Source organism: Streptomyces sp. NPDC043853 (assembly GCF_056436025.1).
Map to the genome: position 1 here is coordinate 1 of NZ_JBWKDJ010000024.1, position 24,398 is coordinate 24,398.

Consider the following 24,398-nt stretch of genomic DNA (forward strand, 5'->3'; position numbering starts at 1 on the left):
GGCCATCGGCTTGCCGACGCGACCAACGGGAGCGCCCTTGACGCCGACGGCCGGCACGTAATGACACTGGGACTGACGGGCAGCCCCCGGGCACCCGCTCACCCCCGCCCAGGCGAAGCCTCGGCAAACCCCACCCCGCCCCACCGCCTCGCTCCGCTCGCTACGGCGGTGCCAGGGGGCGGGTGGGCAACCCCCGACCGGCCCCGGCAGGGCTCGGGGGGTGGAGCGGGCCGCGTCAGCAGCCCCGTACCCCCTCCCCCTACGCCACCCGCCGCAGCAGCGCCAAGTACATCGCGTCCGTCCCGTGCAGGTGCGGCCACAGCTGGACGTCCGGGCCGTCGCCCAGGGCCGGGACGCCCGGCATCAGGGGGCGGGCGTCGATGAGTTCCGCCGCGGCGGGCGCCGCGCCGCCTCGGCCCTTCAGGACGTCGTCCACGACGACGCGGGTCTCCGCCAGGTGCGGGGAGCAGGTCGCGTACCCGACCACGCCGCCGACCCGGACCGCCGCCAGCGCCTCGCGCAGCAGCGACCGCTGGAGCGGTGCGAAGCCGTCCAGGTCCTCCGGACGCCGCCGCCAGCGCGCCTCCGGGCGGCGGCGCAGGGCGCCCAGCCCCGAGCACGGGACGTCCATCAGGATGCGGTCGAAGGAGCCCGGCAGCCACGCCGGGCGGGTGCCGTCGGCCGTGATGACCTGGTACGGGCCGGGGTTCCCGGCCAGCGCCCGTTCCACCAGCCGCGCGCGGTGCGGCTGCTTCTCCGAGGCCAGCAGGAACGCGCCGCGCTCGGCCGCCAGCGCGCCGAGCAGCGCCGCCTTGCCGCCGGGACCGGCGCAGCCGTCCAGCCAGCGTTCGTCCCGACCCTCCAGCGGCGCGTTCGCCAGCGCGATGGCGACCAGCTGGCTTCCCTCGTCCTGGACTCCGGCCCGGCCTTCCCGCACCGCCTCCAGCGCGCCCGGCTCACCGCCCTCCGCCAGCCGGACGGCGTACGGCGACCAGCGGCCCGGCAGCGCGGACTCCTCGCCGACGGCGTCGACCAGCTCCTCGGTCGTGGCCCGGCCCGGGCGGGCCACCAGCGTGACCTCGGGGCGGTCGTTGTCCGCCTCCAGCAGGTCCTCGATGCCGGCCCGGCCGCCGCCCAGGGCGTCCCACAGCGCGGAGACCACCCAGCGCGGGTGCGAGTGGACCACCGCGAGGTGGTCCTCGGCGTCCTCCTCGTAGGGCGGGGCCACCTGCTCCAGCCAGCCGTCGAGGTCGTGGGCGGAGATCTTGCGCAGCACCGCGTTCACGAACTTCGCGCGCCCGTCGCCCAGCACCACCCGCGCCAGCTCGACGCTCGCCGACACCGCCGCGTGGGTCGGGATCCGGGTGCCGAGCAGCTGGTGCGCACCCAGTGAGAGCACGTCCAGGACGGGCGGGTCCACCTCCCGCAGCGGCCGGTCGATGCAGGCGGCGATGATCGCGTCGTACGTGCCCTGGCGGCGCAGGGTCCCGTAGACGAGCTCCGTGGCCAGCGCGGCGTCCCGGGCCTGGAAGTTCTCGTCCTGGCGGGCCTTGCGCAGCAGCGGCGGCAGCACCAGGTTCGCGTACGCGTCGCGCTCGTCCACGGCGCGCAGCGCCTCGAAGGCGAGGATGCGGACGGGGTCCTTCTTGGGACGGCGGTACGGCTTGGCCTGCTTCTGGCCACTGCGGCGAGGCTGCTCACTCACGGGAAAGGTGCTCCGGGATCAAAGGAGATGAGGGGGACGGGTTCCAAGCCCCGTCCCCCTCAGCCTACGTCCCCTCAGCCCACCCGCTCACCAGCGGCGATCCGGACCCCGCGGGCCCAGTCCGCGCCCTTCATCGGCTTCTTGCCCTGGGGCTGCACCCAGAGCAGCTCCACCGCGTGCGAGCCCGTCCCGACCCACACGTTGTTCTTGGCGACGGCGATCTCCCCGGGGGCGAGGTCGGTCCGCTCGGTGACCAGGCCCACCGAGACCAGCTTCAGCCGTTCGCCGCGGAAGACGGTCCATGCGCCGGGTGCCGGGGTGCAGCCGCGCACCACGCGGTCGACGCGCAGGGCCGGCGCCTTCCAGTCGATGTGGGCGTCCTCGACGGTGATCTTCGGGGCGAGGGAGATGCCGTCGCCGGGCTGCGGGACCGCGCGCAGGGTGCCGTCCTCGATGCCGTCCATGGTGGCGGCGAGCAGTCCGGCGCCGGCGAAGGCCAGGCGGGTCAGCAGGTCGCCGCTGGTGTCGGTGGGCCGGACGTCCTCGGTCAGCACGCCGAACACCGGGCCGGCGTCCAGTCCTTGCACGATCCGGAAGGTGGACGCGCCGGTGACCTGGTCGCCGGCCATGATCGAGTGCTGTACGGGGGCGGCGCCGCGCCAGGCGGGCAGCAGCGAGAAGTGCAGGTTGACCCAGCCGTGCCGGGGAATGTCCAGGGCGCTCTGCGGGAGGATCGCGCCGTAGGCGACGACGGGGCAGCAGTCGGGCGCGATCTCGCGCAGCCGCTGCTGGAACTCGGGGTCGCGGGGCTTGAGCGGCTTGAGGACCTCGATGCCGGCCTCTTCCGCCCGCTCGGCGACGGGGCTGGCGATCAGCCGCCGGCCGCGGCCGGCCGGCGCGTCGGGGCGGGTGACGACGGCCGCGACCTCGTGGCGCCCGGAGGCGATCAGGGCGTCCAGGGCGGGCACGGCGACCTCGGGGGTGCCTGCGAAGACGAGCTTCACTGGGTTCCTACCTCGTTTCTCGGCGGCGGCTCGGTGGCAGCTCGGTGCGGCTCGGTGGCAGCTCGGTGCGGCTCGGTGGCGGCCCGGTGGCGGCCCGGCCGATGGCGCGGCCGGACCTCCCGGCCCCGCCGCGTGATCGGCAACGCACCATCCTATGGGGCGTCCGGACAGGGGGCGTACGCACATACGCGCGCCTCTCGCATATGCCGACACGCCCCTGGTGCGTGACTTCCTCGCCGTATGGCGCGTTGGTCAAGAGAGATTGACCAGTACGGGCCGCGTCCGGCAACGGGGTGTGCGGTCCGATCCGCTCCTCAGCACCGGTTCGAGAGGCTTGTTCATGGCCGACCACGCCACCCACGACGCCCAAGCGCGGGCCAGTCTGCACCTCCTGGTGCGGGACATCGAACGGGTCCGCCGGCAGGTGGATGCTCTGCGTACCCTCACCGCGCAGCTCGGAAACGTATACCGCCCGCGCCGCTCCGGCCCCTCCACGGGCTTCGTCGTCTACGGGCGGGCACCCGCGCCGACCGTCCGACTCGCGCAGGAACTGCGGGACAGCGTCGAGACGCTGGTCACCGCCGCGGTCGACTTCGACCGCTCGCTCGGCTTCTCGTGGGACGCGGTGGGTTCCGCACTCGGGGTCACCAAGCAGGCGGTGCACCGACGGTACGGGGCGCGCCGTGCGCAGGCCGCCGAGGCGGCGGAGCCGGTGGCCGAGGCCACGAACACCCGGGCCATCGGCCTGCCCACGGTCCCGGCCGCCCGTACCGTCCCGCCGCAGCCACTGCGCGAGGAGTCCGCGGCGGCCGGTTCCCGCCCGGGGGCTTTCCCGGGCCCCCGGCAACGGCTGACCCCGGCCGCGGCTGACCCCGGCAACGCCTGACCCGGGCGACGACCGACCTGCGTCGGCCACCCCGCGAACGGCCGACTGCCGCGACCGCCGGCGCCCACGAGGGCTGAACACCGCGAGCCGCGGACCGCCCGGCACCCGGAAACCTCCGGGTGCCGGGCGGTCGTCATATCCGGCGAACCGGCCTGCGCCCCCGGCACGCGCCGGGCCGCAGGCCCGCTCACACCGAGCTCGCGGCCCCGCGGCCCCGCGGCCCCGCGGCCCGGCAGCCCGGCGGCTCAGCCGATGTCCAGCGGGTCGATCCGAACGCGTACCGCGTCCGCCGCGGGGACCCCCCGGGCCAGGCGGCCCGCCTGGGCCGACTTCAGGGCGGCGGCCAGGGCGGCGCCGCTGCCCGGGCGGACACGGACCAGCGCGCGTACGCCCGGGGAGGGCTCGCCCCGGCGTCCCGGCACGGGGACCGGGCCGAGGATCTCCGCGTCCGCCGGCAGTTCCGCCAGCGCCAGGAAGGCGGCCACCGCCTCCTCCCGGCCGACCACCGAGGCCATCCGGGACACCGGCGGGAACCTCAGCTCGGCGCGTTCCGCGAGTTCCCGCAGGGCGTGGCCCACCGGGTCCCAGCGGACCAGGGCCTGCACCGGCCGCAGGGTGGGCTCGGCCACGATGACCACCTGGCCCTCGCCGCGCACCAGCGAGGCCGCGCCGATCCAGCGGCGCAGCGCCTCCTCGCCGGCCCGCAGGTCGGGAAAGCCGAGCATCGCCCACCCGTCCAGGAGCAGGGCCGCCGCGTATCCGGCACCTTCGGCCACCGGTTCGGCGCCGGGCGTGGACACGACGAGGGCGGGGGCCTCCGGCACGCGTTCGAGTACGTGGTCCCGCCCGGAGGTGCGTACGGGCACGGCCGGGAAGGCGCGCCCGAGCTCCTCGGCGGTCCGCCGGGCGCCGACCACACTGGCCCGCAGCCGGAACGAGCCGCATTCCTCGCAGTGCCAGGCCGGTTCGGGGCGGCCGCACCAGCCGCAGGCGAGGTCCCGTTCATCGGGGGCCTGCAGCGGGCCGGAGCAGTGGCGGCAGCGGGCCGGGGTGCGGCAGCGTTCGCAGGCGAGCCGCGGCACGTAGCCGCGCCGGGGCACCTGGACGAGGACCGGGCCGGTCTTGAGTCCCTCCCGCACGGTCTCCCAGGCCAGGCTCGGCAGCCGGGCGGCACGGGCCGCCTCGTCCCGGGCCAGCAGTTCGTCGCCGACGGTCCGGACCCGGGGGGCAGCCGCCCGTACGGTGGCCCGGTCCGCGATCAGCGGCCGCGCCCAGCCCGTCTCCACCAGCTGGGCCGCTTCGACGGTGCAGCTCGTGCCGCCCAGCAGGAAGCCGCAGCCCTCGGTCACCGCGCGCAGCTCCAGGACCTCCCGGACGTGCGGGAAGGGCATGCGGTCGTCGCTGTGGCTGGAATCCCCGTCGTCCCAGAGCGCGACCAGCCCCAGGTCGCGTACGGGCGCGAACATCGCGGCGCGGGTGCCGATCACCGCGCGCACCGAGCCGCGGTGCACCGCGAGCCACTGGGCGTAGCGCTTCTCGGGGCCGGACTCGGCGGTCAGCAGGACGTGCAGCCCGGGGCCGAGCAGATCCGTGAGCGCCCGGTCCACCCGGTCCGCGGCCCGCCCGTCGGGCAGGACGGCCAGCGCTCCGCGGCCCGAGGCGAGCGTCGCGGCCATGGCCCGGGCGAGTTCCTCGGGCCAGCCGGGTCCGGGCAGGGCGGTCCACACGGCCCGCGGGTTGGCGCCGGAGGCGAGTTCGTTCAGGAAGGCGGGCCCGGCCTGGTAGCGCGCCCAGCCGCCGGGTTCCGGTGCGGCCGGGCGGGGCCGGGGGGCCGGGGAGGGGCGTTCCTCCGCCTTGGCGTGCCGGGGCGGGATGGCCAGCTGCAGTACGTCGGCCAGACTGCCGGCGTAGCGGTCGGCGACGGCGCGGGTGAGGGCGAGCATCCGCGGGGAGAGCACCGGCTCGGGCGACACGACCTGGGCGAGGGCGGCCAGCGGGCCCTGGTACTCGGCCTCGGCGACCCGGTCGACGAGGTAGCCGTCGACCAGTCCGCCGCCCTCGCGGCGGCCGTCGCGGACGCGTCCCCGGCCGGCGCCGAACCGTACGCGCACCCGGACGCCGGGGCGGGCATCTTCGGAGAGGTGGGCGGGGACGGCGTACTCGAAGAGCCGGTCCAGGTGGAGGACGCCCTTGTTGACCACGATCCGGGCGATCGGCAGGTGCTCGGCCAGCGGCGCTCCGCGCCAGGTGCGCGGCTTGGCCTTCTCCTCGGCCGCGTTCCTCGCCTTCGCCTCGGCCACCACCTCCCGGATGAGCGCGAGCTGTTCCGGCGGTCCGCCTGCTGCCTCGGAGGCCTCGGATTCGTTGTCGCTGCTCACAGCAGCATTCTCGCAGGAGCCGCTGACACCGTCGGGGGGCTGGGGACGCGCGGAGGGCGTCCGCCCGCCCGACGCACGGAGGGCCCGGACCGTTGCCGGTCCGGGCCCTCGTGGTGCTCGGTGTGGTGCCCCCGTGCTCCCGTGCGGCGCGCCGCGCGGTCGTACGGGTCTTACAGGCCGGCGGCCGCGCGCAGCGCGTCCACGCGGTCGGTGCGCTCCCAGGTGAAGTCCGGCAGCTCGCGGCCGAAGTGGCCGTAGGCGGCGGTCTGGGCGTAGATCGGGCGGAGCAGGTCGAGGTCGCGGATGATCGCGGCCGGGCGGAGGTCGAAGACCTCGCCGATGGCGTGCTCGATCTTGGCGACGTCGGTCTTCTCGGTGCCGAAGGTCTCGACGAACAGGCCGACGGGCTCGGCCTTGCCGATCGCGTACGCGACCTGGACCTCGCAGCGGGCCGCGAGGCCGGCCGCGACGACGTTCTTGGCGACCCAGCGCATGGCGTAGGCGGCCGAGCGGTCGACCTTCGACGGGTCCTTGCCGGAGAAGGCGCCGCCACCGTGGCGGGCCATGCCGCCGTAGGTGTCGATGATGATCTTGCGGCCGGTGAGGCCGGCGTCGCCCATCGGGCCGCCGATCTCGAAGCGGCCGGTCGGGTTGACCAGCAGGCGGTAGCCCTCGGTGTCCAGCTTGATGCCGTCCTCGATGAGCTCCTTGAGCACGTGCTCGACGACGAACTCGCGGATGTCGGGGGCGAGCAGCGAGTCCAGGTCGATGTCCGCGGCGTGCTGCGAGGAGACGACCACGGTGTCGAGGCGGACGGCCTTGTCGCCGTCGTACTCGATGGTGACCTGGGTCTTGCCGTCGGGGCGCAGGTACGGGATGGTCCCGTTCTTGCGGACCTCGGTCAGACGGCGGGAGAGCCGGTGCGCGAGGTGGATCGGCAGCGGCATGAGCTCGGGGGTCTCGTCGGTGGCGTAACCGAACATCAGGCCCTGGTCGCCCGCACCCTGCTTGTCGAGCTCGTCCTCGTCACCCTCGACGCGCTTCTCGTACGCCGTGTCGACACCCTGCGCGATGTCCGCGGACTGGGCGCCGATGGACACGGACACGCCGCAGGAAGCGCCGTCGAAGCCCTTCTTGGACGAGTCGTAGCCGATCTCCAGGATCTTCTCGCGGACGAGCTGGGCGATCGGGGCGTAGGCCTTGGTGGTCACCTCGCCGGCCACGTGCACGAGACCGGTGGTGATCAGGGTCTCCACCGCCACGCGGGACGTGGGGTCCTCGCGCAGCAGGGCGTCGAGAATCGTGTCGCTGATCTGGTCAGCGATCTTGTCGGGGTGGCCCTCGGTGACGGACTCCGAGGTGAAGAGACGGCGGGACACATCGCTCCCTGGGGTTGCAGCGGCTGCTGGCTGATGATTGACGGCACGGTACCGGGGGCTGCGCCCGACCGTACCGGGTTCAGCTTATCGGGCGCTGCCACCCGCAAGACCACCTGTCTCGCCTTCTGGGAGCCGTGTGACCTGCGGCACTACATTCTTGCGCCATCCGAAACGCAGAAACAAGTGTCTCTGTCAGGTACGCGGCGCGGTCAGCCGGGCGGCGACGTGGTCCCAGATCACATCCGCCAGTGCTTCCTTCGGGCCATGGGGCACAAGGGTTTCCGTCCCGTCGGATGCGAGGATCACGGCCTCGTTTTCCTCGGAACCGAAGGTCTTCTGCTCGCCGACCTCGTTGACGACCAGCAGATCGCAGCCCTTGCGCGCCAGCTTCTTCCGGCCATTGGCCAGGACATCGTCGGTCTCGGCGGCGAACCCGACCACGACCTGCCCCTCCCGGGCGCGTCGCGCGGAGATCTCGGCCAGCACGTCCGGATTGCGCACCAGGGCGACCGGGGCGGGCTCCTGGCCGTCCTGCTTCTTGATCTTGCCCTCGGCGTACTCGGCCGGGCGGAAGTCGGCCACGGCGGCCGCCATGACCACGGCGTCCGCGTCCGCCGCCGCCGCGAGGACCGCTTCCCGGAGCTGGACCGCGGTGCCCACCCGTACGAGGTCGGCGCCGGCCGGGTCCGGCAGCGCGGTGTTGGCGGCGATCAGGGTGACCCGGGCGCCGCGGGCGACCGCCGCGCGGGCCAGGGCGTAGCCCTGCTTGCCGGAGGAGCGGTTCCCGAGGAAGCGGACCGGGTCGAGGGGCTCGCGGGTGCCGCCGGCGCTGATCACGACGTGGCGGCCGGTGAGGTCGGGGGCGGTGGTGCCACGGGCCAGCACGCGCCGGCAGACCTCGAAGATCTCCTCGGGGTCGGGCAGCCGCCCCTTCCCGGTGTCCTTGCCGGTGAGCCGCCCGACGGCGGGGTCGATGACCAGCGCGCCGCGCCGGCGCAGCGTGGCCACGTTCTCCTGGGTGGCCGGGTGCTCCCACATCTCGGTGTGCATGGCCGGGGCGAAGACGACCGGGCAGCGCGCGGTGAGCAGGGTGTTCGTCAGGAGGTCGTCGGCGAGGCCGTGGGCGGCCTTGGCCAGCATGTCCGCGGTGGCGGGGGCGACCACGACGAGGTCGGCGGACTGGCCGATGCGGACGTGCGGCACCTCGTGCACGCTCTCCCAGACCTCGGTGCCGGCCGGGTTGCCGGAGAGCGCGGCCCAGGTGGCCTCGCCGACGAAGTTCAGGGCGGACGCGGTCGGCACGACCCGTACGTCGTGTCCGGATTCGGTCAGCCGGCGCAGCAGCTCGCACGCCTTGTACGCGGCGATCCCGCCGCTGACCCCCAGCACGACCTTCGGCTTGTCCACTGCGTCTCCCGCTCGTCCGTTGTCCATGAGACGTACTCACCTATGACACACCACAGGCCCGGCAGCGGTGCTGCCGGGCCTGTGGTGAAGGTTCTCGTGCCTTACTGGGCCGGGGCCTCGATGGCCTCGGAGGTCAGCAGACCCGCGTTGATCTCGCGCAGGGCGATCGACAGCGGCTTCTCGTGGACGTGGGTGTCCACCAGCGGGCCGACGTACTCGAGCAGGCCCTCACCCAGCTGCGAGTAGTACGCGTTGATCTGACGCGCGCGCTTGGCCGCGTAGATCACGAGGCTGTACTTCGAGTCGGTGGCCTCGAGCAGCTCGTCGATCGGCGGGTTGATGATGCCCTCGGGCGCGGTGATGGAAGAGGACACGCTCTACCTTCCGAAGATGGGTAAATGACCAAACAAACGATCAAACAACTTCCATCAAGGCTAGCAGCTCACGCGCCACGTCCTCGACGGAGGTGTTGACCAGGGTGGTGTCGAACTCGGATTCGGCGGCGAGTTCGATCTTCGCGGTGTCGAGTCGGCGCTGGATGACCTCCGGCGGCTCGGTCCCGCGGCCGGTGAGCCGACGGACCAGCTCGTCCCAGCTCGGCGGGGCAAGGAAGACCAGTTGGGCCTCCGGCATGGACTCCCGGACCTGCCGGGCGCCCTGCAGGTCGATCTCGAGCAGGACGGGTTCGCCGCGCTCGAGCCGCTCCAGCACCGCCCCTCGGGGGGTGCCGTAGCGGTTGCCCGCGAACTCGGCCCACTCGAGCAGTTCGCCGTTGGCGATCAGCTTGTCGAACTCGTCGTCCGTGACGAAGAAGTAGTGGACTCCGTGCCGCTCACCGGGCCGCGGCTTGCGGGTGGTGGCCGACACCGAGAGCCAGACCTCGGGGTGGACCTTGCGCATATGCGCGACGACCGTGCTCTTGCCGACCCCGGAGGGGCCGGAGAGCACGGTCAGCCGCGGACGAACCTCTGCTGCCATGAAGCGATTATCCCGGTTCTTGAGACTGCTCGGGAACACGGGACGAACTTCGGGCGACGCCTCAGGCGCCGCTGCCGCCGAACTCACGCTCCAGAGAGGCGATCTGGTTGGAGCCGAGACCCCGGACACGCCGGGATTCGGAGATGCCGAGGCGCTCCATGATCTGCTTGGCGCGGACCTTGCCCACGCCGGGCAGCGACTCAAGGAGGGCGGAGACCTTCATCTTGCCGATGACGTCGTTCTCCTGGCCCTGCTTGATGACCTCGTGCAGGGAGGCGCCGGAGTGCTTGAGTCGATTCTTCACCTCGGCCCGCTCCCGGCGAGCCGCGGCGGCCTTTTCGAGCGCGGCTGCGCGCTGTTCAGGGGTAAGGGGCGGAAGAGCCACGCCTACGTCACCTCGGATGTCGAACTGTCGGATACGGACCGAGCTCACGAACAGTGGTGCTCGTTCGCTCTGCTCGGAGACTAGCGGCCAGGACCGCTCCAGTCAGCGAGAACGAACGAAAAGTCCTGGTCAGCATCCACCGAACCGCACATCACGGACAAAATACCCCGGTTTTGTCCGACGGCCGACCTGCGATTTCGTCAAATCTCTCGGTCAGCCGGAGACGGCCTCGCGGATCTCGGCCGCGAAAGCCGCCGCGGAGGCCCGCAGCGCGGAGACGTCCGGGCCGTGCCGGAGGACCCCCCGGGAGACGTTCGGGACCACGTTGCGGACCGCGGCGCCGAAGACCGCCGGGAGGTCCGCGGCGGTGGCGCCCTGCGCGCCGATGCCGGGGGCGAGGAGCGGGCCGTTGATGTCCAGGTCGAAGGCGGACAGATCGCCGAGGGTGGCGCCGACCACCGCGCCGAAGGAGCCCATGGGCTCGGCGCCGGCGTTCTCCGCCGCCAGGTGGGCCAGCATGGTCGCGCCGACGGTCAGGCCGTCCTCGCGGACCGCGCGCTGGACCTCGGCACCCTCGGGGTTGGAGGTGAGCGCGAGGACGAACAGGCCGGCGCCGTTCTCCCGGGCCAGGTCGACGGCGGGCTTCAGGGAGCCGTAGCCCAGGTACGGGGAGACGGTCAGCGCGTCCGAGAACAGCGGGGAGTCCTTGCGCAGGAAGGTCTCGGCGTACGCGGCCATGGTCGAGCCGATGTCGCCGCGCTTGGCGTCCATGACGACCAGGGTGCCGGCCGCGCGGGCGTCCGCCACGGCCCGCTCCAGGACGGCGATGCCCTTGGAGCCGAACCGCTCGAAGAACGCGGCCTGCGGCTTGAAGACCGCCACGGAGTCGGCCAGGGCCTCCACGACCGTGCGGGAGAACCGCTCCAGGCCCGCGATGTCGTCGTTCAGGCCCCAGGAGGACAGCAGGGCGGCGTGCGGGTCGATGCCCACGCACAGCGGGCCCCGGGCGTCCATGGCCTCACGGAGGCGGGTTCCGAAGGAGAGAGTCACAGGCTGGCCTTCCGGGTCTCGGCGCCGACGGCCTCGGCGAGGGTGGCGTAGGGGCTGGCGGCCAGGCGCGCGGCCAGGCCCTTGTGGATGGCGCGGGCGTAGCAGGGGCCCTCGTAGATGAAGGCGCTGTAGCCCTGGATCAGGGTGGCGCCGGCCAGGATGCGCTGCCAGGCGTCCTCGGCGTTCTCGATGCCGCCGACGCCGACCAGGACCATCCGGTCGCCCACGCGGGCGTACAGGCGGCGCAGGACCTCCAGGGAGCGCTCCTTGACCGGGGCGCCGGAGAGTCCGCCGGTCTCCTTGACCAGGGCCGGGGAGGACTTCAGCCCCAGGCCCTCGCGGGCGATCGTGGTGTTCGTGGCGATGATGCCGTCCAGGCCGAGCTCCAGGGCGAGGTCGGCGACGGCGTCCACGTCCTCGTCGGCGAGGTCGGGAGCGATCTTGACCAGGAGCGGCACCCGGCGGTCGGTGACCGTACGGTCGGCGGCCTCGCGCACGGCGGTCAGCAGCGGGCGCAGGGACTCGGTGGCCTGGAGGTTCCGCAGGCCGGGGGTGTTGGGCGAGGAGACGTTGACCACGAGGTAGTCGGCGTGGCCGGCGAGCCGCTCGGTGGAGAGCACGTAGTCGGCGGCGGCCTCGGCCTCCGGTACGACCTTGGTCTTGCCGATGTTGACGCCGACGACGGTCCTGAAGACCGGGTTGCGGGCCGCCAGGCGGGCCGCGACGGCCTCGGAGCCCTCGTTGTTGAAGCCCATCCGGTTGATCAGGGCGCGGTCCGGCACGAGGCGGAACAGGCGCTTCTTGGGGTTGCCCGGCTGGGCCTGGCCCGTGACGGTGCCGATTTCGACATGGTCGAAGCCGAGCATGGACATGCCGTCGATGGCGACGGCGTTCTTGTCGAAGCCGGCGGCCAGGCCGAAGGGGCCGTGGAAGCGCAGGCCCAGGGCCTCGGTGCGGAGTTCCTTGTGGCGGGGGGCGAGGTAGGCGGCGACGAAGGTGCGCAGCACCGGAGTGCGGGCGGCCAGGCGGATCCAGCGGAAGGCCATGTAGTGGGCCTGCTCGGGATCCATCCGCTTGAAGACCAGATTGAAGAACAGCTTGTACATCGTCCGAATTGCCCCTTGATTCCCTTGTGTGCTCGGAATGACCTCATGAAAGGGGGGACACCGGTCGCTGTCGCCGGTGCCCCCCTTTCGTACGGGCTGCTAGTCGCGGGCCGCGGTCAGGTGCTCCGCGTGCTCCTGGAGGGAGCGGACGCCCACGTCGCCGTGGTTGAGGGCGTCGATGCCCTGGACCGCCGCGGCGAGTGCCTGGACGGTGGTCAGGCACGGGACGCCGCGCGACACCGCCGCCGTACGGATCTCGTAGCCGTCGAGGCGGCCGCCGGTGCCGTACGGGGTGTTGACGATCAGGTCGACCTGGCCGTCGTGGATCAGCTGGACGATGGTCTTCTCGCCGTTCGGGCCCTCGCCCTCGGACTGCTTGCGCACGACGGTGGCGTTGATGCCGTTGCGCTTGAGGACCTCGGCGGTGCCGGAGGTGGCCATCAGCTCGAAGCCGTGGGCGACCAGCTCGCGGGCCGGGAAGATCATCGAGCGCTTGTCGCGGTTGGCGACCGAGATGAACGCGCGGCCCTTGGTGGGCAGCGGGCCGTACGCGCCGGCCTGCGACTTGGCGTAGGCCGTGCCGAAGACCGAGTCGATGCCCATGACCTCGCCGGTGGAGCGCATCTCCGGGCCGAGGACAGTGTCCACGCCGCGGCCGTGGATGTCGCGGAAGCGGCTCCACGGCATCACGGCCTCCTTGACGGAGATCGGCGCGTCCATGGGCAGGGTGCCGCCGTCGCCGTTCCTGGGCAGCAGGCCCTCGGCGCGCAGCTCGGCGATGGTGGCGCCGAGCGAGATGCGGGCGGCGGCCTTGGCCAGCGGGACCGCGGTCGCCTTCGAGGTGAAGGGGACGGTCCGGGAGGCGCGCGGGTTGGCCTCCAGCACGTAGAGGATGTCCCCGGCCATCGCGAACTGGATGTTGATCAGGCCGCGGACTCCGACGCCCTTGGCGATGGCCTCGGTGGAGGCGCGCAGGCGCTTGATGTCGTAGCCGCCGAGGGTGATCGGGGGCAGGGCGCAGGCCGAGTCGCCGGAGTGGATGCCGGCTTCCTCGATGTGCTCCATCACGCCGCCGAGGTAGAGCTCCTCGCCGTCGTAGAGGGCGTCGACGTCGATCTCGATGGCGTCGTCGAGGAAGCGGTCGACCAGCACCGGGCGGGTCGGGGAGATCTCGGTGGACTCGGCGATGTACGACTCCAGGCGCGCCTCGTCGTAGACGATCTCCATGCCGCGGCCGCCGAGCACGTAGGACGGGCGGACCAGGACCGGGTAGCCGATCTCGTCGGCGATGGCCTTGGCGCCGGCGAAGGTGGTGGCGGTGCCGTGCTTGGGGGCGGGCAGGCCGGCCTCCTGGAGCACGCGGCCGAAGGCGCCGCGGTCCTCGGCGGCGTGGATGGCCTCCGGGGAGGTGCCGACGACCGGCACGCCGTTGTCCTTCAGGGCCTGGGAGAGGCCCAGCGGGGTCTGGCCGCCGAGCTGGACGACGACGCCCGCGATCGGGCCCGCGAGGGACTCGGCGTGGACGATCTCCAGCACGTCCTCGAGCGTGAGCGGCTCGAAGTACAGGCGGTCGGAGGTGTCGTAGTCGGTGGAGACGGTCTCCGGGTTGCAGTTGACCATCACGGTCTCGTAGCCGGCGTCGCTCAGGGCGAAGGAGGCGTGGACGCAGGAGTAGTCGAACTCGATGCCCTGGCCGATGCGGTTCGGACCGGAGCCCAGGATGATCACCGCGGGCTTCTCGCGCGGTGCGACCTCGGTCTCCTCGTCGTAGGAGGAGTAGAAGTACGGGGTCTTGGCGGCGAACTCGGCGGCGCAGGTGTCGACCGTCTTGTAGACCGGGCGGACGCCGAGGGCGTGCCGGACCTCGCGGACGACGTCCTCGCGCAGGCCGCGGATCTCGGCGATCTGGACGTCGGAGAAGCCGTGCCGCTTGGCCTCGGCGAGCAGCTCGGGCTCGAGCTTCTCGGCGGCGGCGAGCTCGTCGGCGATCTCCTTGATCAGGAAGAGCTGGTCGACGAACCACGGGTCGATCTTGGTGGCCTCGAACACCTCCTCCTGGGTGGCGCCGGCCCGGATCGCCTGCATGACCGTGTTGATCCGGCCGTCGGTCGGGCGGACCGCGGTGGCCAGCAGCTCCGCCTTGTCACCCGGCTCGCCGACGAAGGTGAACTGCGAGCCCTTCTTCTCCAGGGAGCGCAGGGCCTTCTGGAGCGCCTCGGTGAAGTTGCGGCCGATGGCCATGGCCTCGCCCACCGACTTCATGGTGGTGGTGAGGGTGGCGTCGGCGGCCGGGAACTTCTCGAAGGCGAAGCGGGGCGCCTTGACGACCACGTAGTCGAGGGTCGGCTCGAAGGAGGCCGGGGTCTTCTCGGTGATGTCGTTGGGGACCTCGTCGAGGGTGTACCCGATGGCCAGCTTCGCGGCGATCTTGGCGATCGGGAAGCCGGTGGCCTTCGACGCCAGCGCCGAGGAGCGGGAGACGCGCGGGTTCATCTCGATCACGATGACGCGGCCGTCGACCGGGTTGATCGCGAACTGGATGTTGCAGCCGCCGGTGTCGACGCCGACCTCGCGGATGATCGCGATGCCGATGTCCCGGAGGCGCTGGTACTCGCGGTCGGTCAGCGTCATCGCCGGGGCGACGGTGATCGAGTCACCGGTGTGCACGCCCATCGGGTCGAAGTTCTCGATGGAGCAGACGACCACGACGTTGTCGGCCTTGTCGCGCATCAGCTCCAGCTCGTACTCCTTCCAGCCGAGGATGGACTCCTCCAGGAGCACCTCGGTGGTCGGGGAGAGCGTCAGGCCCTGGCCGGCGATGCGGCGCAGCTCCTCCTCGTCGTGGGCGAAGCCGGAGCCGGCGCCGCCCATGGTGAAGGAGGGGCGGACGACGACCGGGTAGCCGCCGAGGGTGTCCACGCCCTTGAGGACGTCGTCCATGGAGTGGCAGATGACCGAGCGGGCGGACTCGCCGTAGCCGATCTTGGCCTTGACGGCCTCGACGACACCCTTGAAGAGGTCGCGGTCCTCGCCCTTGTTGATGGCCTCGACGTTGGCGCCGATCAGCTCGACACCGTACTTCTCCAGCACACCCTGCGCGTGCATGGAGATGGCGGTGTTCAGGGCGGTCTGGCCGCCGAGGGTGGGCAGGAGCGCGTCGGGGCGCTCCTTGGCGATGATCTTCTCGACGAACTCGGGGGTGATCGGCTCGACGTACGTGGCGTCGGCGATCTCCGGGTCGGTCATGATCGTCGCCGGGTTGGAGTTCACCAGGATGACCCGCAGGCCCTCGGCCTTGAGGATGCGGCAGGCCTGGGTACCGGAGTAGTCGAACTCAGCGGCCTGGCCGATGACGATCGGGCCGGAGCCGATGACCAGGACGGACTGGATATCGGTGCGCTTAGGCACGCTGGCCCTCCATCAGTGCGGTGCTCATCAAAGACGTGAAGCGGTCGAACAGGTACGCGGCGTCGTGCGGGCCCGCGGCCGCCTCGGGGTGGTACTGGACGCTGAAGGCCGGCTGGTCGAGCAGCTGGAGGCCCTCCACCACGTTGTCGTTGAGGCAGACGTGGGAGACCTCGGCGCGGCCGTAGGGGGTGTCGGAGACCTTGTCGAGGGGGGCGTCCACGGCGAAGCCGTGGTTGTGCGCGGTGACCTCGACCTTGCCCGTGGTGCGGTCCTGCACCGGCTGGTTGATGCCGCGGTGGCCGTACTTCAGCTTGTAGGTGCCGAAGCCGAGCGCGCGGCCGAGGATCTGGTTGCCGAAGCAGATGCCGAAGAGCGGGGTCTTGCGCTCCAGCACGCCCTGCATGACGGAGACGGCGTGGTCGGCGGTGGCCGGGTCACCGGGGCCGTTGGAGAAGAACACGCCGTCCGGGTTGACCGCGTAGACGTCCTCGACGGTGGCGGTGGCGGGCAGCACGTGCACCTCGATGCCGCGCTCGGCCATCCGGTGCGGGGTCATGCCCTTGATGCCCAGGTCGACGGCGGCGACGGTGAACTTCTTCTCACCGATCGCGGGGACGACGTAGGTCTCCTTGGTGGCGACCTCGGCGGACAGGTTGGCGCCCTTCATCTGCGGGGCGGCCTGGACCTTGGCGACCAGGGCCTCCTCGCGGACGCCGGTCCACGCCTCGCCGGAGAAGATGCCGACGCGCATGGCACCGCGCTCGCGCAGGTGGCGGGTGAGGGCGCGGGTGTCGATGCCGGAGATGCCGACGACGCCCTGCCGCACCAGCTCCTCGTCCAGCGAGCGCTGCGAGCGCCAGTTGGACGGGACGCGGGCGGGGTCGCGGACGACGTAGCCGCTGACCCAGATCCGCGAGGACTCGGGGTCCTCGTCGTTCACGCCGGTGTTGCCGACGTGCGGGGCGGTCATCACCACGACCTGGCGGTGGTACGACGGGTCGGTGAGGGTCTCCTGGTAGCCGGTCATGCCGGTGGAGAACACGGCCTCGCCGAAGGTCTCCCCCACGGCTCCGTAGGCGCGGCCGCGGAAGACGCGCCCGTCCTCCAGGACGAGTACGGCGGGAGCTTTGGCTGCTCCCCTGGTGGAGGTCGTCATCGTTCGGCGCCTTCCGTCGTGGTGGTGGTGGATTGGTTCATGGAGTTGATCGCCTCGACCCAGGCGGCGTGCTCGGCCGCGCGGTCGGAGCGGAATCCGGAGTCGATCAGCTTGTCGCCGTGCGCCCAGGTGACGACGAGCAGACCGCCCTCGGTGAGTACCTTGCCCGCGATTCCCTTGTCGAGGCGGGCGCCGCGCAGCTGCGCGGCCGGTACGAAGAAATCTGTTGCCCCCGGACGGACCACGTCGAGGCCCGCTTCGGTGAGGGTGAGCTCGACCCGGCTGCGGACACCCAGGCCGTGTGCCACGATCCGGTCGAGCCACTGCCCGGCGGTGGTGGACCCGTGGTACCGGCCGGTCAGGGCCAGCCGGTGCTCGGGGAGTCCGTCGGGTGCGGCGGGCAGCTCCGGCAGGTCGTTCTGCAGGGCCCCCCGCCATTTCCAGCCCTGCCGCATCAGCCAGTACACGAAGGCGATGAAGAGGAGGAGCCCGGCCACCCACGCGATGCGCGCGCCCCAGTCCGTCACCTCCGCCGACTTCTGTTCGGATGCCACGGCGGCCTTGTGGGCCAGCTGGATTACTGCAGGTGTCACGCGAGTTTCCCGTCCACGACCGTTGCCCGGCCCCGCAGGAAGGTGTGAGTGACGCGCCCCGGCAGCTCGCGGCCCTCGTAGGGCGTGTTGCGGCTGCGGGAGGCGAAGTGTGCGGGGTCCACGACACCACGGTACGAGGTATCGACCAGGGTCAGGTTCGCGGGTTCACCTGCCGAGACGGGGCGTCCGTGGTGGGACAGGCTGCCGATGCGCGCCGGGGCGGAGGACATGCGGTCCGCGACCCCGGCCCAGTCCAGGAGGCCGGTCTCGACCATGGTCTGCTGGACCACGGAGAGGGCGGTCTCCAGGCCGACCATGCCCATGGCGGCGGCGGCCCACTCGCAGTCCTTGTCCTCGTGCGGGTGCGGGGCGTGGTCGGTGGCGACGATGTCGATCGTGCCGTCGGCCAGGGCCTCGCGCAGGGCCATCACGTCGCGCTCGGTGCGCAGCGGCGGGTTGACCTTGTAGACCGGGTTGTACGAGCGGACCAGCTCGTCGGTGAGGAGCAGGTGGTGCGGGGTGACCTCGGCGGTCACGTCGATGCCGCGGGACTTGGCCCAGCGGACGATCTCGACGGAGCCGGCCGTGGAGAGGTGGCAGATGTGCACGCGGGAGCCGACGTGCTCGGCGAGCAGCACGTCGCGGGCGATGATCGACTCCTCGGCGACGGCCGGCCACCCGCCGAGGCCCAGCTCGGCGGAGACGACGCCCTCGTTCATCTGGGCGCCCTCGGTGAGGCGGGGCTCCTGGGCGTGCTGGGCGACGACTCCGCCGAAGGCCTTCACGTATTCCAGGGCGCGGCGCATGATCACTGCGTCGTCCACGCACTTGCCGTCGTCGGAGAAGACGGTGACCTTGGCGGCGGACTCGTGCATGGCGCCCAGCTCGGAGAGCTTCTTGCCCTCCAGGCCGACGGTGACCGCGCCGATGGGCTGGACGTCGCAGTAGCCGGCCTCCTGGCCGAGGCGGTAGACCTGCTCGACCACGCCGGCGGTGTCGGCGACCGGGAAGGTGTTGGCCATGGCGAACACGGCGGTGTAGCCGCCGGTGGCGGCGGCACGGGTGCCGGTGAGGACGGTCTCGGAGTCCTCGCGGCCGGGCTCGCGCAGGTGGGTGTGCAGGTCGACGAGGCCGGGGAGGAGGACCTGGCCGGCCGCCTCGATGACGGTGTCGACGCCGTCGGCGGAGAGGTTCGCACCGACCTCGGCGATGGTCTCGCCGTCGATCAGGACGTCCTGCGGCTCGCCGCCCAGTACCTTCGCGCCACGGATAAGGATCTTGCTCATGGTTACTTGTTCTCCTCGGTGCGCGCGGCGGGGGTGGTGGTGACGGCGGGCTCGGAGCCGCCCAGCAGCAGGTAGAGGACGGCCATGCGGATGGACACGCCGTTGGCGACCTGCTCGACGACCGTGCAGCGGTCGGAGTCGGCGACCTCGGCGGTGATCTCCATGCCGCGGACCATCGGGCCGGGGTGCATGACGATGGCGTGCTCGGGCATCTTCGCCATCCGCTCGGCGTCCAGGCCGTAGCGGCGCGAGTACTCGCGCTCGGTGGGGAAGAAGGCGGCGTTCATCCGCTCCCGCTGCACACGCAGCATCATCACCGCGTCGGACTTCGGCAGCACCTCGTCGAGGCTGTACGAGATCTCGCAGGGCCAGTTCTCGACGCCGACCGGGACCAGGGTGGGCGGGGCGACCAGGGTGACCTCGGCTCCGAGGGTGTGCAGCAGGTCCACGTTGGAGCGGGCCACGCGGCTGTGCAGGACGTCGCCGACGAGGGTGATGCGGCGGCCGTCGAGGCCCTTGCCGAGGCCGGCGTCGCGGCCGACCAGGCGGCGGCGCATGGTGAAGGCGTCGAGCAGGGCCTGGGTGGGGTGCTGGTGGGTGCCGTCGCCGGCGTTGATGACGGGGGCGTCGATCCAGCCGGAGTTGGCGAGGCGGTAGGGGGCGCCGGAGGCGTGGTGCCGGATGACCACGGCGTCGACGCCCATGGCCTCCAGGGTCTGGGCGGTGTCCTTCAGGGACTCGCCCTTGGACACCGAGGAACCCTTGGCGGCGAAGTTGATGACGTCTGCGGAGAGGCGCTTCTCGGCGGCCTCGAAGGAGATCCGGGTGCGGGTGGAGTCCTCGAAGAACAGGTTGCAGATCGTGCGGCCGCGGAGGGTGGGCAGTTTCTTGATCGGCCGGTCGGCGACGCGGGCCATCTCCTCGGCGGTGTCGAGGATGAGGACGGCGTCGTCGCGCGTGAGGTCGGCGGCCGAGATGAGGTGGCGCTTCATCTGGGTGCTCCGTAGGGGTCGGGAGGGTCAGCGGATGCGGCGCGGGGCGCCACTGTGGCCTGAGTGCCGGGCAGGGCACGGGGCAGAACGGGGCAAGTCGGGCAGTGCAGGGCGCGGCGGGGCGCAGGTCCGCATCCGGACCCGGCCCCGTTCGGGCTACTGCTGCCCGGCCGCCCGGTCGGTCCGCTGGCCGAGCAGTACGGCGTCACGGCCGTCCTCCTCCTGGAGCTGGACCTTGACGGCCTCCCGCAGCGAGGTGGGGAGGTTCTTGCCGACGTAGTCGGCACGGATGGGGAGCTCGCGGTGGCCGCGGTCGACGAGGACCGCGAGCTGCACGGCGCGGGGGCGGCCGAGGTCGCCGAGGGCGTCCAGCGCGGCGCGGATGGTGCGGCCGGAGAAGAGCACGTCGTCGACGAGGACCACGAGCCGGCCGTCGATGTCGTCACCGGGGATCTCGGTGCGGCCGATCGCACGGGCGGGCTTCATCCGCAGGTCGTCGCGGTACATGGTGATGTCGAGGGAGCCGACCGGGATCTTGCTTCCGGTGATCTCCTCGAGCTTCGCGGCCAGCCGGCGGGCGAGGAACACACCGCGGGTGGGAATGCCGAGGAGCACCACGTCGTCGGCGCCCTTGGCGCGTTCGACGATCTCGTGGGCGATACGGGTGAGGACCCGGGCGATGTCCTGCGCCTCCAGTACGGGGCGGGCGTCGCCGGTCTCGAGCTGAGCTGCCTGGGCGTCCATGAAGAGGACCTCCTTCTCCGCCTCACGGGACGGTTCTTAAAGGACGTCTGTGTACTGATGTACGCGAGCCACGTTACCAGGGCTGCCCGAGGGGCTCCGCACCGGGGGTCGCGGAGATCCCTCCCAGGGGTGCGAGCCGGTCCATTCGGCTTGACGGGGCCAAGTAACGCTGCGTAACCTCACAGTGAGTTACCAGCCGCACGGCGGAGCCGCATGTGGTCAAGTAGTCACAGTGCTCTGTAGTCACAGTGCTATGCAGTGCCCAGTAGTCACAGCGTCACAGCGTCCGGGAGCGTTATGTCCAGCGAATACGCCAAACAGCTCGGGGCAAAGCTCCGCGCCATCCGCACCCAGCAGGGCCTCTCCCTCCACGGTGTCGAGGAGAAGTCGCAGGGCCGGTGGAAGGCCGTGGTGGTCGGGTCGTACGAGCGCGGGGACCGCGCCGTGACCGTCCAGCGCCTCGCCGAGCTCGCGGACTTCTACGGCGTGCCGGTGCAGGAACTCCTGCCGGGCACCACCCCCGGCGGCGCGGCCGAGCCGCCGCCGAAGCTGCGTCTGGACCTGGAGCGGCTGGCCCACGTGCCCGCCGAGAAGGCCGGTCCGCTGCAGCGCTACGCGGCCACCATCCAGAGCCAGCGCGGTGACTACAACGGCAAGGTGCTGTCGATCCGCCAGGACGACCTGCGCACGCTGGCGGTCATCTACGACCAGTCCCCCTCGGTGCTGACCGAGCAGCTGATCAGCTGGGGCGTGCTGGACGCGGACGCCCGCCGGGCCGTCGCCCACGAGGAAGCGTGACGCTCCCCCGGTCACGGGCCCACAGATCTGAAGAAACGTATACGCGGTAACGGAAGGGCCCGCAGCGCATGTGCGCTGCGGGCCCTTCCGCATGTCCGGCGCATGTCCGGCTTCTCGCCCCTGCCGGACGACCCGCCCGGTCAGTCCTCGCCGCGGCGGAGGCTGGGCTTGAGGTCCTTGAAGCGGCCGAGCAGTCCGTTCACGAACGACGGGGAGTCGTCGGTGGAGAACTCCTTGGCGAGCTGAACGGCCTCGTCGATCGCCACGGCGTCCGGGGTCTCGTCCACCCAGATCAGCTCGTAGGCACCCAGGCGCACGATGTTCCGGTCCACGGCCGGCATGCGGTCCAGGTCCCAGTCCACGGCGTAGGTGGCGATGAGGTCGTCGATCCGGTTCACCCGTTCGGCGTAGCCCTCCACGAGATTCATCGTGAACTCGTTGACGGGGGGCTGACGGCTGTCGCTCCGCGAGTGGCGGATCCAGTCCGCGAGGACCTCGCGCACGGGCACCCCGCGCTGGTCGGCCTCGAAGATGATCTGGAAGGCGCGCTTGCGCGCGTTGCTGCGGGCAGCCACGGTTAGTCGTTCACCCGGCCGAGGTAAGAGCTGTTGCGGGTGTCGACCTTGACCTTCTCGCCGGTGGTGACGAAGAGCGGCACCTGGATCTCGTGGCCGGTCTCCAGGGTGGCGGGCTTGGTGCCACCGGTGGAGCGGTCGCCCTGGACGCCCGGGTCGGTGTGCTGGATGGTCAGCTCGACCGCGGCCGGGAGCTCGACGTAGAGCACCTCGCCCTCGTGGCGGGCGACCGACGCCTCGAAGCCCTCGATGAGGAAGTTGGCGGCGTCGCCCACGACCTTGCGGTCGATGTGCAGCTGGTCGTAGGTCTCCAGGTCCATGAAGACGAAGTACTCGCCGTCCATGTAGGAGAACTGCATGTCGCGACGGTCGATGGTGGCCGTGTCGACCTTGATGCCGGCGTTGAAGGTCTTGTCGACGACCTTGCCGGACAGCACGTTCTTGAGCTTGGTGCGCACGAAGGCCGGGCCCTTGCCGGGCTTGACGTGCTGGAACTCGACGACGGACCAGAGCTGGCCGCCATCGAGCTTGAGCACCATGCCGTTCTTGAGGTCGTTCGTGGAAGCCACGGTTGCGGAATCTCCTGCACTGGAAGGCCAAGGGCCCGCGGCGCGCGCACAGCGTCGGCTACAGCGCGAGCAGCTCCTTGGTCGTAATGGTGAGTAGCTCGGGACCGCCGTCCGCCTCGGGGCGCACGACGAGCGTGTCATCGATCCGGACACCTCCCCGCCCGGGGAGGTGAACCCCCGGTTCGACGGTGACCGGCACGCAAGCGTCCAGTTTACCCATGGCCGCAGGTGCAAGCTGCGGGTCCTCGTCGATTTCGAGACCGACGCCGTGGCCGGTGCACGGCGTGAGGGCCTCGCCGTGGCCGGCGGAGTCCAGCACGGAGCGCGCGGCGTGATCCACGTCCCGGTAGGCGGCACCGGGCAGCAGCGCCTCCCGGCCGGCCCGCTGGGCCGCGAACACGACGTCGTACAGCTCGATCTGCCAGTCGGCGGGAGTGGTGCCGATCACGAAGGTACGGCCGATCTCGCAGCGGTATCCGCGGTACGCGGCACCCAGGCAGACCGAGAGGAAGTCGCCCTCCTCGACCCGTCGGTCGGAGGGGCGGTGGCGGGACCGGCCGGAGTTCGGGCCGGTGCCCACCGAGGTGGGGAAGGCGGGGCCGTCGGCGCCGTGGTCGACGAGCCGCCGTTCCAGTTCGAGGGCGAGGTGCCGTTCCGTCCGGCCGACCAGGATCGACTCCAGCAGCTCGCCGAGCGCCTGGTCGGCGATCTCGGCGGCGATCCGCAGGCAGGCGATCTCCTCCTCGTCCTTGACCAGCCGCTGCTGTTCCACGGCGGTGCCGAGGTCCGCCAGGCGAAGCCGGGGGGCGACCGAGCGGAGGGCGCGGTGCCGGGCGACGGTGAGGTGGTGCTCCTCCACGGCGAGGGCCTCTGCGCGGACGGCGGGGCCCGCGGCCAGGTCGGCGGCGGCGACCGCCGGGTCCGCGCCGGGAGTGGCCAGCACGGTCAGCGCGAGCTGTTCGTCGAGCCGGCCCTCGTCCGGCTCGCCGGTGGGAGCTCCGGGACTGAACAGCACGTCGTCCGCCGTGCCCACCAGCAGCACGGCACCGGCCGGGCTGGCACCGGCGAGGTAGCGGATGTTCGCCGGACGCGTGATCAGGGCGGCGGTGTTGCCGGTTGCGGCGCAGCGGTCGCGAAGCAGGGCTCTGCGGGCGGCGTACACGTCTGACATGGTTCGAGCGTATTTGCGTAGCCGCGGCCTTGCCCGCCGAGCGCGTCCGGCCGGGGTCCGGCTACCAGCGGGGCGGGGCGGCCAGCGCCCGGGCCAGCGCCTCGTCCAGGGCCCGGGAGGTGGCCTCCACGTCCAGGTTCGAGTTGTCGATGATCGGGAGGCCCGAGCCGTACCAGCCGGCCATGCGGCCGTGGATGCGGGCGACCTCCTCATCCGAGAGGCGGCGGTTGCCGGAGCGCTCCGCGTTGCGTTCGAGCACGATCTCCAGGCCGGGCAGCAGGACCACCGGGAGCAGTCCGGGACCCATGTGGCGCTTCCAGCCGCCGAGGCCCACCACCGGCCGGTCGGGGAACACCGCGTCGTCGACGATGCAGGAGATCCCGTTGGCGAGGAAGTTGCGGGCGGCGAATCCGCAGGTGCGGCGGGCGAGGCGGTACTGCGCCTCGGAGTGGTCGTTCCAGCCCGCCTGCGGGTCCGCGAAACCGGCGCAGACCCATTCGCGGACGTCGTCCAGGCTGATGTGCGCGGTGGCCACCGGCCGGGTGCTGGCCCAGTGCCGGGCCACGGTCGTCTTGCCGGCCCCGGCCGGGCCGATCAGCAGGACCGAGAGGGTGGCCGCGCCGGTGCCGGGCACGGCCGGCGGAGGCAGCGGAATGTGCCCGGTGGCCTCCGGCACCGGGGCGACCGGGGAACCCGGCCAGCCCTGCGCGGGGGGTATCGGCGGGTGCGGGGGCACGCCCGGGTGATGTCCCGGCGGCCCCCAGTCCCCCACTCCGTGCTGCATCCGCTGCCACTCCGTCCCGTTCACGGCCGGTTCGTCCCGTTCAC

At 72.0% G+C, this 24,398-nt stretch carries 22 protein-coding genes; 2 read left to right on the forward strand and 20 right to left on the reverse strand.

Annotated features, from left to right (window positions below; translation table 11 throughout):
- Nucleotides 1-259: 259 nt before the first annotated feature.
- Nucleotides 260-1,705, reverse strand: a complete 1,446-nt coding sequence (locus tag AC067U_RS36390) for an RsmB/NOP family class I SAM-dependent RNA methyltransferase (RefSeq protein ID WP_478834147.1) — start codon at nt 1,703-1,705, stop codon at nt 260-262.
- Between the two features lie 74 nt (nt 1,706-1,779).
- Nucleotides 1,780-2,709, reverse strand: coding sequence for a methionyl-tRNA formyltransferase (gene fmt, locus AC067U_RS36395; protein WP_478834148.1), 930 nt, complete (start codon nt 2,707-2,709; stop codon nt 1,780-1,782).
- A gap of 340 nt (nt 2,710-3,049) precedes the next feature.
- Between fmt and AC067U_RS36400 the strand changes: the two genes are divergently transcribed.
- Entirely contained in the window at nt 3,050-3,595 is a 546-nt protein-coding gene (locus tag AC067U_RS36400) for a hypothetical protein (RefSeq protein WP_478834149.1), read from the forward strand.
- Nucleotides 3,596-3,840: 245 nt separating this feature from the next.
- Here AC067U_RS36400 and AC067U_RS36405 read toward each other — a convergent pair whose 3' ends face one another.
- The 14 genes from AC067U_RS36405 to pyrR form a co-directional block, all read right to left on the reverse strand.
- On the reverse strand, nt 3,841-5,973 hold the full coding sequence (locus AC067U_RS36405; protein ID WP_478834150.1) for a primosomal protein N': 2,133 nt from the start codon (nt 5,971-5,973) through the stop codon (nt 3,841-3,843).
- A gap of 170 nt (nt 5,974-6,143) precedes the next feature.
- Nucleotides 6,144-7,352, reverse strand: coding sequence for a methionine adenosyltransferase (gene metK, locus AC067U_RS36410; protein WP_478834151.1), 1,209 nt, complete (start codon nt 7,350-7,352; stop codon nt 6,144-6,146).
- Nucleotides 7,353-7,544: 192 nt separating this feature from the next.
- A complete protein-coding gene (gene coaBC, locus AC067U_RS36415; RefSeq protein WP_478834152.1) occupies nt 7,545-8,786 on the reverse strand; it encodes a bifunctional phosphopantothenoylcysteine decarboxylase/phosphopantothenate--cysteine ligase CoaBC in 1,242 nt (413 codons plus the stop codon).
- Nucleotides 8,787-8,860: 74 nt separating this feature from the next.
- Entirely contained in the window at nt 8,861-9,133 is a 273-nt protein-coding gene (rpoZ, locus tag AC067U_RS36420; RefSeq protein ID WP_004948662.1) for a DNA-directed RNA polymerase subunit omega, read from the reverse strand.
- Nucleotides 9,134-9,173: 40 nt separating this feature from the next.
- Nucleotides 9,174-9,737: a guanylate kinase gene (gmk, locus tag AC067U_RS36425; protein WP_365116917.1), complete on the reverse strand. Its 564-nt coding sequence runs from the start codon at nt 9,735-9,737 to the stop codon at nt 9,174-9,176.
- 61 nt (nt 9,738-9,798) lie between these two features.
- Nucleotides 9,799-10,122: an integration host factor gene (locus AC067U_RS36430; protein WP_016638838.1), complete on the reverse strand. Its 324-nt coding sequence runs from the start codon at nt 10,120-10,122 to the stop codon at nt 9,799-9,801.
- A 213-nt stretch (nt 10,123-10,335) separates the two neighbouring features.
- Entirely contained in the window at nt 10,336-11,172 is an 837-nt protein-coding gene (gene pyrF, locus AC067U_RS36435; protein WP_478834153.1) for an orotidine-5'-phosphate decarboxylase, read from the reverse strand.
- Nucleotides 11,169-12,278, reverse strand: a complete 1,110-nt coding sequence (locus AC067U_RS36440) for a quinone-dependent dihydroorotate dehydrogenase (RefSeq protein WP_478834154.1) — start codon at nt 12,276-12,278, stop codon at nt 11,169-11,171. The genes pyrF and AC067U_RS36440 overlap by 4 nt, the downstream gene beginning before the upstream one ends.
- A gap of 99 nt (nt 12,279-12,377) precedes the next feature.
- Nucleotides 12,378-15,686, reverse strand: coding sequence for a carbamoyl-phosphate synthase large subunit (gene carB, locus AC067U_RS36445; protein ID WP_478834155.1), 3,309 nt, complete (start codon nt 15,684-15,686; stop codon nt 12,378-12,380).
- On the reverse strand, nt 15,679-16,842 hold the full coding sequence (gene carA, locus AC067U_RS36450; protein ID WP_478834156.1) for a glutamine-hydrolyzing carbamoyl-phosphate synthase small subunit: 1,164 nt from the start codon (nt 16,840-16,842) through the stop codon (nt 15,679-15,681). The genes carB and carA overlap by 8 nt, the downstream gene beginning before the upstream one ends.
- Entirely contained in the window at nt 16,839-17,435 is a 597-nt protein-coding gene (locus AC067U_RS36455) for a PH-like domain-containing protein (RefSeq protein ID WP_478834157.1), read from the reverse strand. The genes carA and AC067U_RS36455 overlap by 4 nt, the downstream gene beginning before the upstream one ends.
- Nucleotides 17,432-18,721, reverse strand: coding sequence for a dihydroorotase (locus tag AC067U_RS36460; RefSeq protein ID WP_478834158.1), 1,290 nt, complete (start codon nt 18,719-18,721; stop codon nt 17,432-17,434). Before AC067U_RS36460 ends, AC067U_RS36455 begins: the two co-directional genes overlap by 4 nt.
- 2 nt (nt 18,722-18,723) lie before the next feature.
- Nucleotides 18,724-19,713, reverse strand: coding sequence for an aspartate carbamoyltransferase catalytic subunit (locus AC067U_RS36465; RefSeq protein ID WP_478834159.1), 990 nt, complete (start codon nt 19,711-19,713; stop codon nt 18,724-18,726).
- A 156-nt stretch (nt 19,714-19,869) separates the two neighbouring features.
- Complete coding sequence (pyrR, locus tag AC067U_RS36470; protein WP_393578524.1) at nt 19,870-20,457, reverse strand: bifunctional pyr operon transcriptional regulator/uracil phosphoribosyltransferase PyrR; 588 nt, start codon at nt 20,455-20,457, stop codon at nt 19,870-19,872.
- Between the two features lie 297 nt (nt 20,458-20,754).
- Between pyrR and bldD the strand changes: the two genes are divergently transcribed.
- Nucleotides 20,755-21,255: a transcriptional regulator BldD gene (gene bldD, locus AC067U_RS36475; protein WP_125645028.1), complete on the forward strand. Its 501-nt coding sequence runs from the start codon at nt 20,755-20,757 to the stop codon at nt 21,253-21,255.
- A 140-nt stretch (nt 21,256-21,395) separates the two neighbouring features.
- Here the strand turns inward: bldD and nusB are convergent, their stop codons facing one another.
- From nusB to AC067U_RS36495, 4 genes are all read right to left on the reverse strand, one after another.
- On the reverse strand, nt 21,396-21,830 hold the full coding sequence (gene nusB / locus AC067U_RS36480) for a transcription antitermination factor NusB (protein WP_478834160.1): 435 nt from the start codon (nt 21,828-21,830) through the stop codon (nt 21,396-21,398).
- A 2-nt stretch (nt 21,831-21,832) separates the two neighbouring features.
- A complete protein-coding gene (gene efp / locus AC067U_RS36485; RefSeq protein ID WP_478834161.1) occupies nt 21,833-22,399 on the reverse strand; it encodes an elongation factor P in 567 nt (188 codons plus the stop codon).
- A gap of 58 nt (nt 22,400-22,457) precedes the next feature.
- Complete coding sequence (locus tag AC067U_RS36490; RefSeq protein WP_478834162.1) at nt 22,458-23,570, reverse strand: aminopeptidase P family protein; 1,113 nt, start codon at nt 23,568-23,570, stop codon at nt 22,458-22,460.
- 61 nt (nt 23,571-23,631) lie between these two features.
- Nucleotides 23,632-24,354, reverse strand: a complete 723-nt coding sequence (locus AC067U_RS36495; RefSeq protein ID WP_478834193.1) for an AAA family ATPase — start codon at nt 24,352-24,354, stop codon at nt 23,632-23,634.
- Nucleotides 24,355-24,398 lie beyond the last annotated feature (44 nt).

Excerpts from the sequence above, each read along its gene's own strand:
- bldD (WP_125645028.1), top strand. The coding sequence starts at position 20,755 with ATGTCCAGCGAATACGCCAAACAGCTCGGGGCAAAGCTCCGCGCCATC.
- AC067U_RS36495 (WP_478834193.1), bottom strand. The coding sequence starts at position 24,354 with ATGCAGCACGGAGTGGGGGACTGGGGGCCGCCGGGACATCACCCGGGC.
- carA (WP_478834156.1), bottom strand. The coding sequence starts at position 16,842 with ATGACGACCTCCACCAGGGGAGCAGCCAAAGCTCCCGCCGTACTCGTC.
- pyrR (WP_393578524.1), bottom strand. The coding sequence starts at position 20,457 with ATGGACGCCCAGGCAGCTCAGCTCGAGACCGGCGACGCCCGCCCCGTA.
- AC067U_RS36440 (WP_478834154.1), bottom strand. The coding sequence starts at position 12,278 with ATGTACAAGCTGTTCTTCAATCTGGTCTTCAAGCGGATGGATCCCGAG.
- AC067U_RS36490 (WP_478834162.1), bottom strand. The coding sequence starts at position 23,570 with ATGTCAGACGTGTACGCCGCCCGCAGAGCCCTGCTTCGCGACCGCTGC.
- AC067U_RS36465 (WP_478834159.1), bottom strand. The coding sequence starts at position 19,713 with ATGAAGCGCCACCTCATCTCGGCCGCCGACCTCACGCGCGACGACGCC.
- gmk (WP_365116917.1), bottom strand. The coding sequence starts at position 9,737 with ATGGCAGCAGAGGTTCGTCCGCGGCTGACCGTGCTCTCCGGCCCCTCC.
- AC067U_RS36460 (WP_478834158.1), bottom strand. The coding sequence starts at position 18,721 with ATGAGCAAGATCCTTATCCGTGGCGCGAAGGTACTGGGCGGCGAGCCG.
- AC067U_RS36400 (WP_478834149.1), top strand. The coding sequence starts at position 3,050 with ATGGCCGACCACGCCACCCACGACGCCCAAGCGCGGGCCAGTCTGCAC.
- coaBC (WP_478834152.1), bottom strand. The coding sequence starts at position 8,786 with ATGGACAACGGACGAGCGGGAGACGCAGTGGACAAGCCGAAGGTCGTG.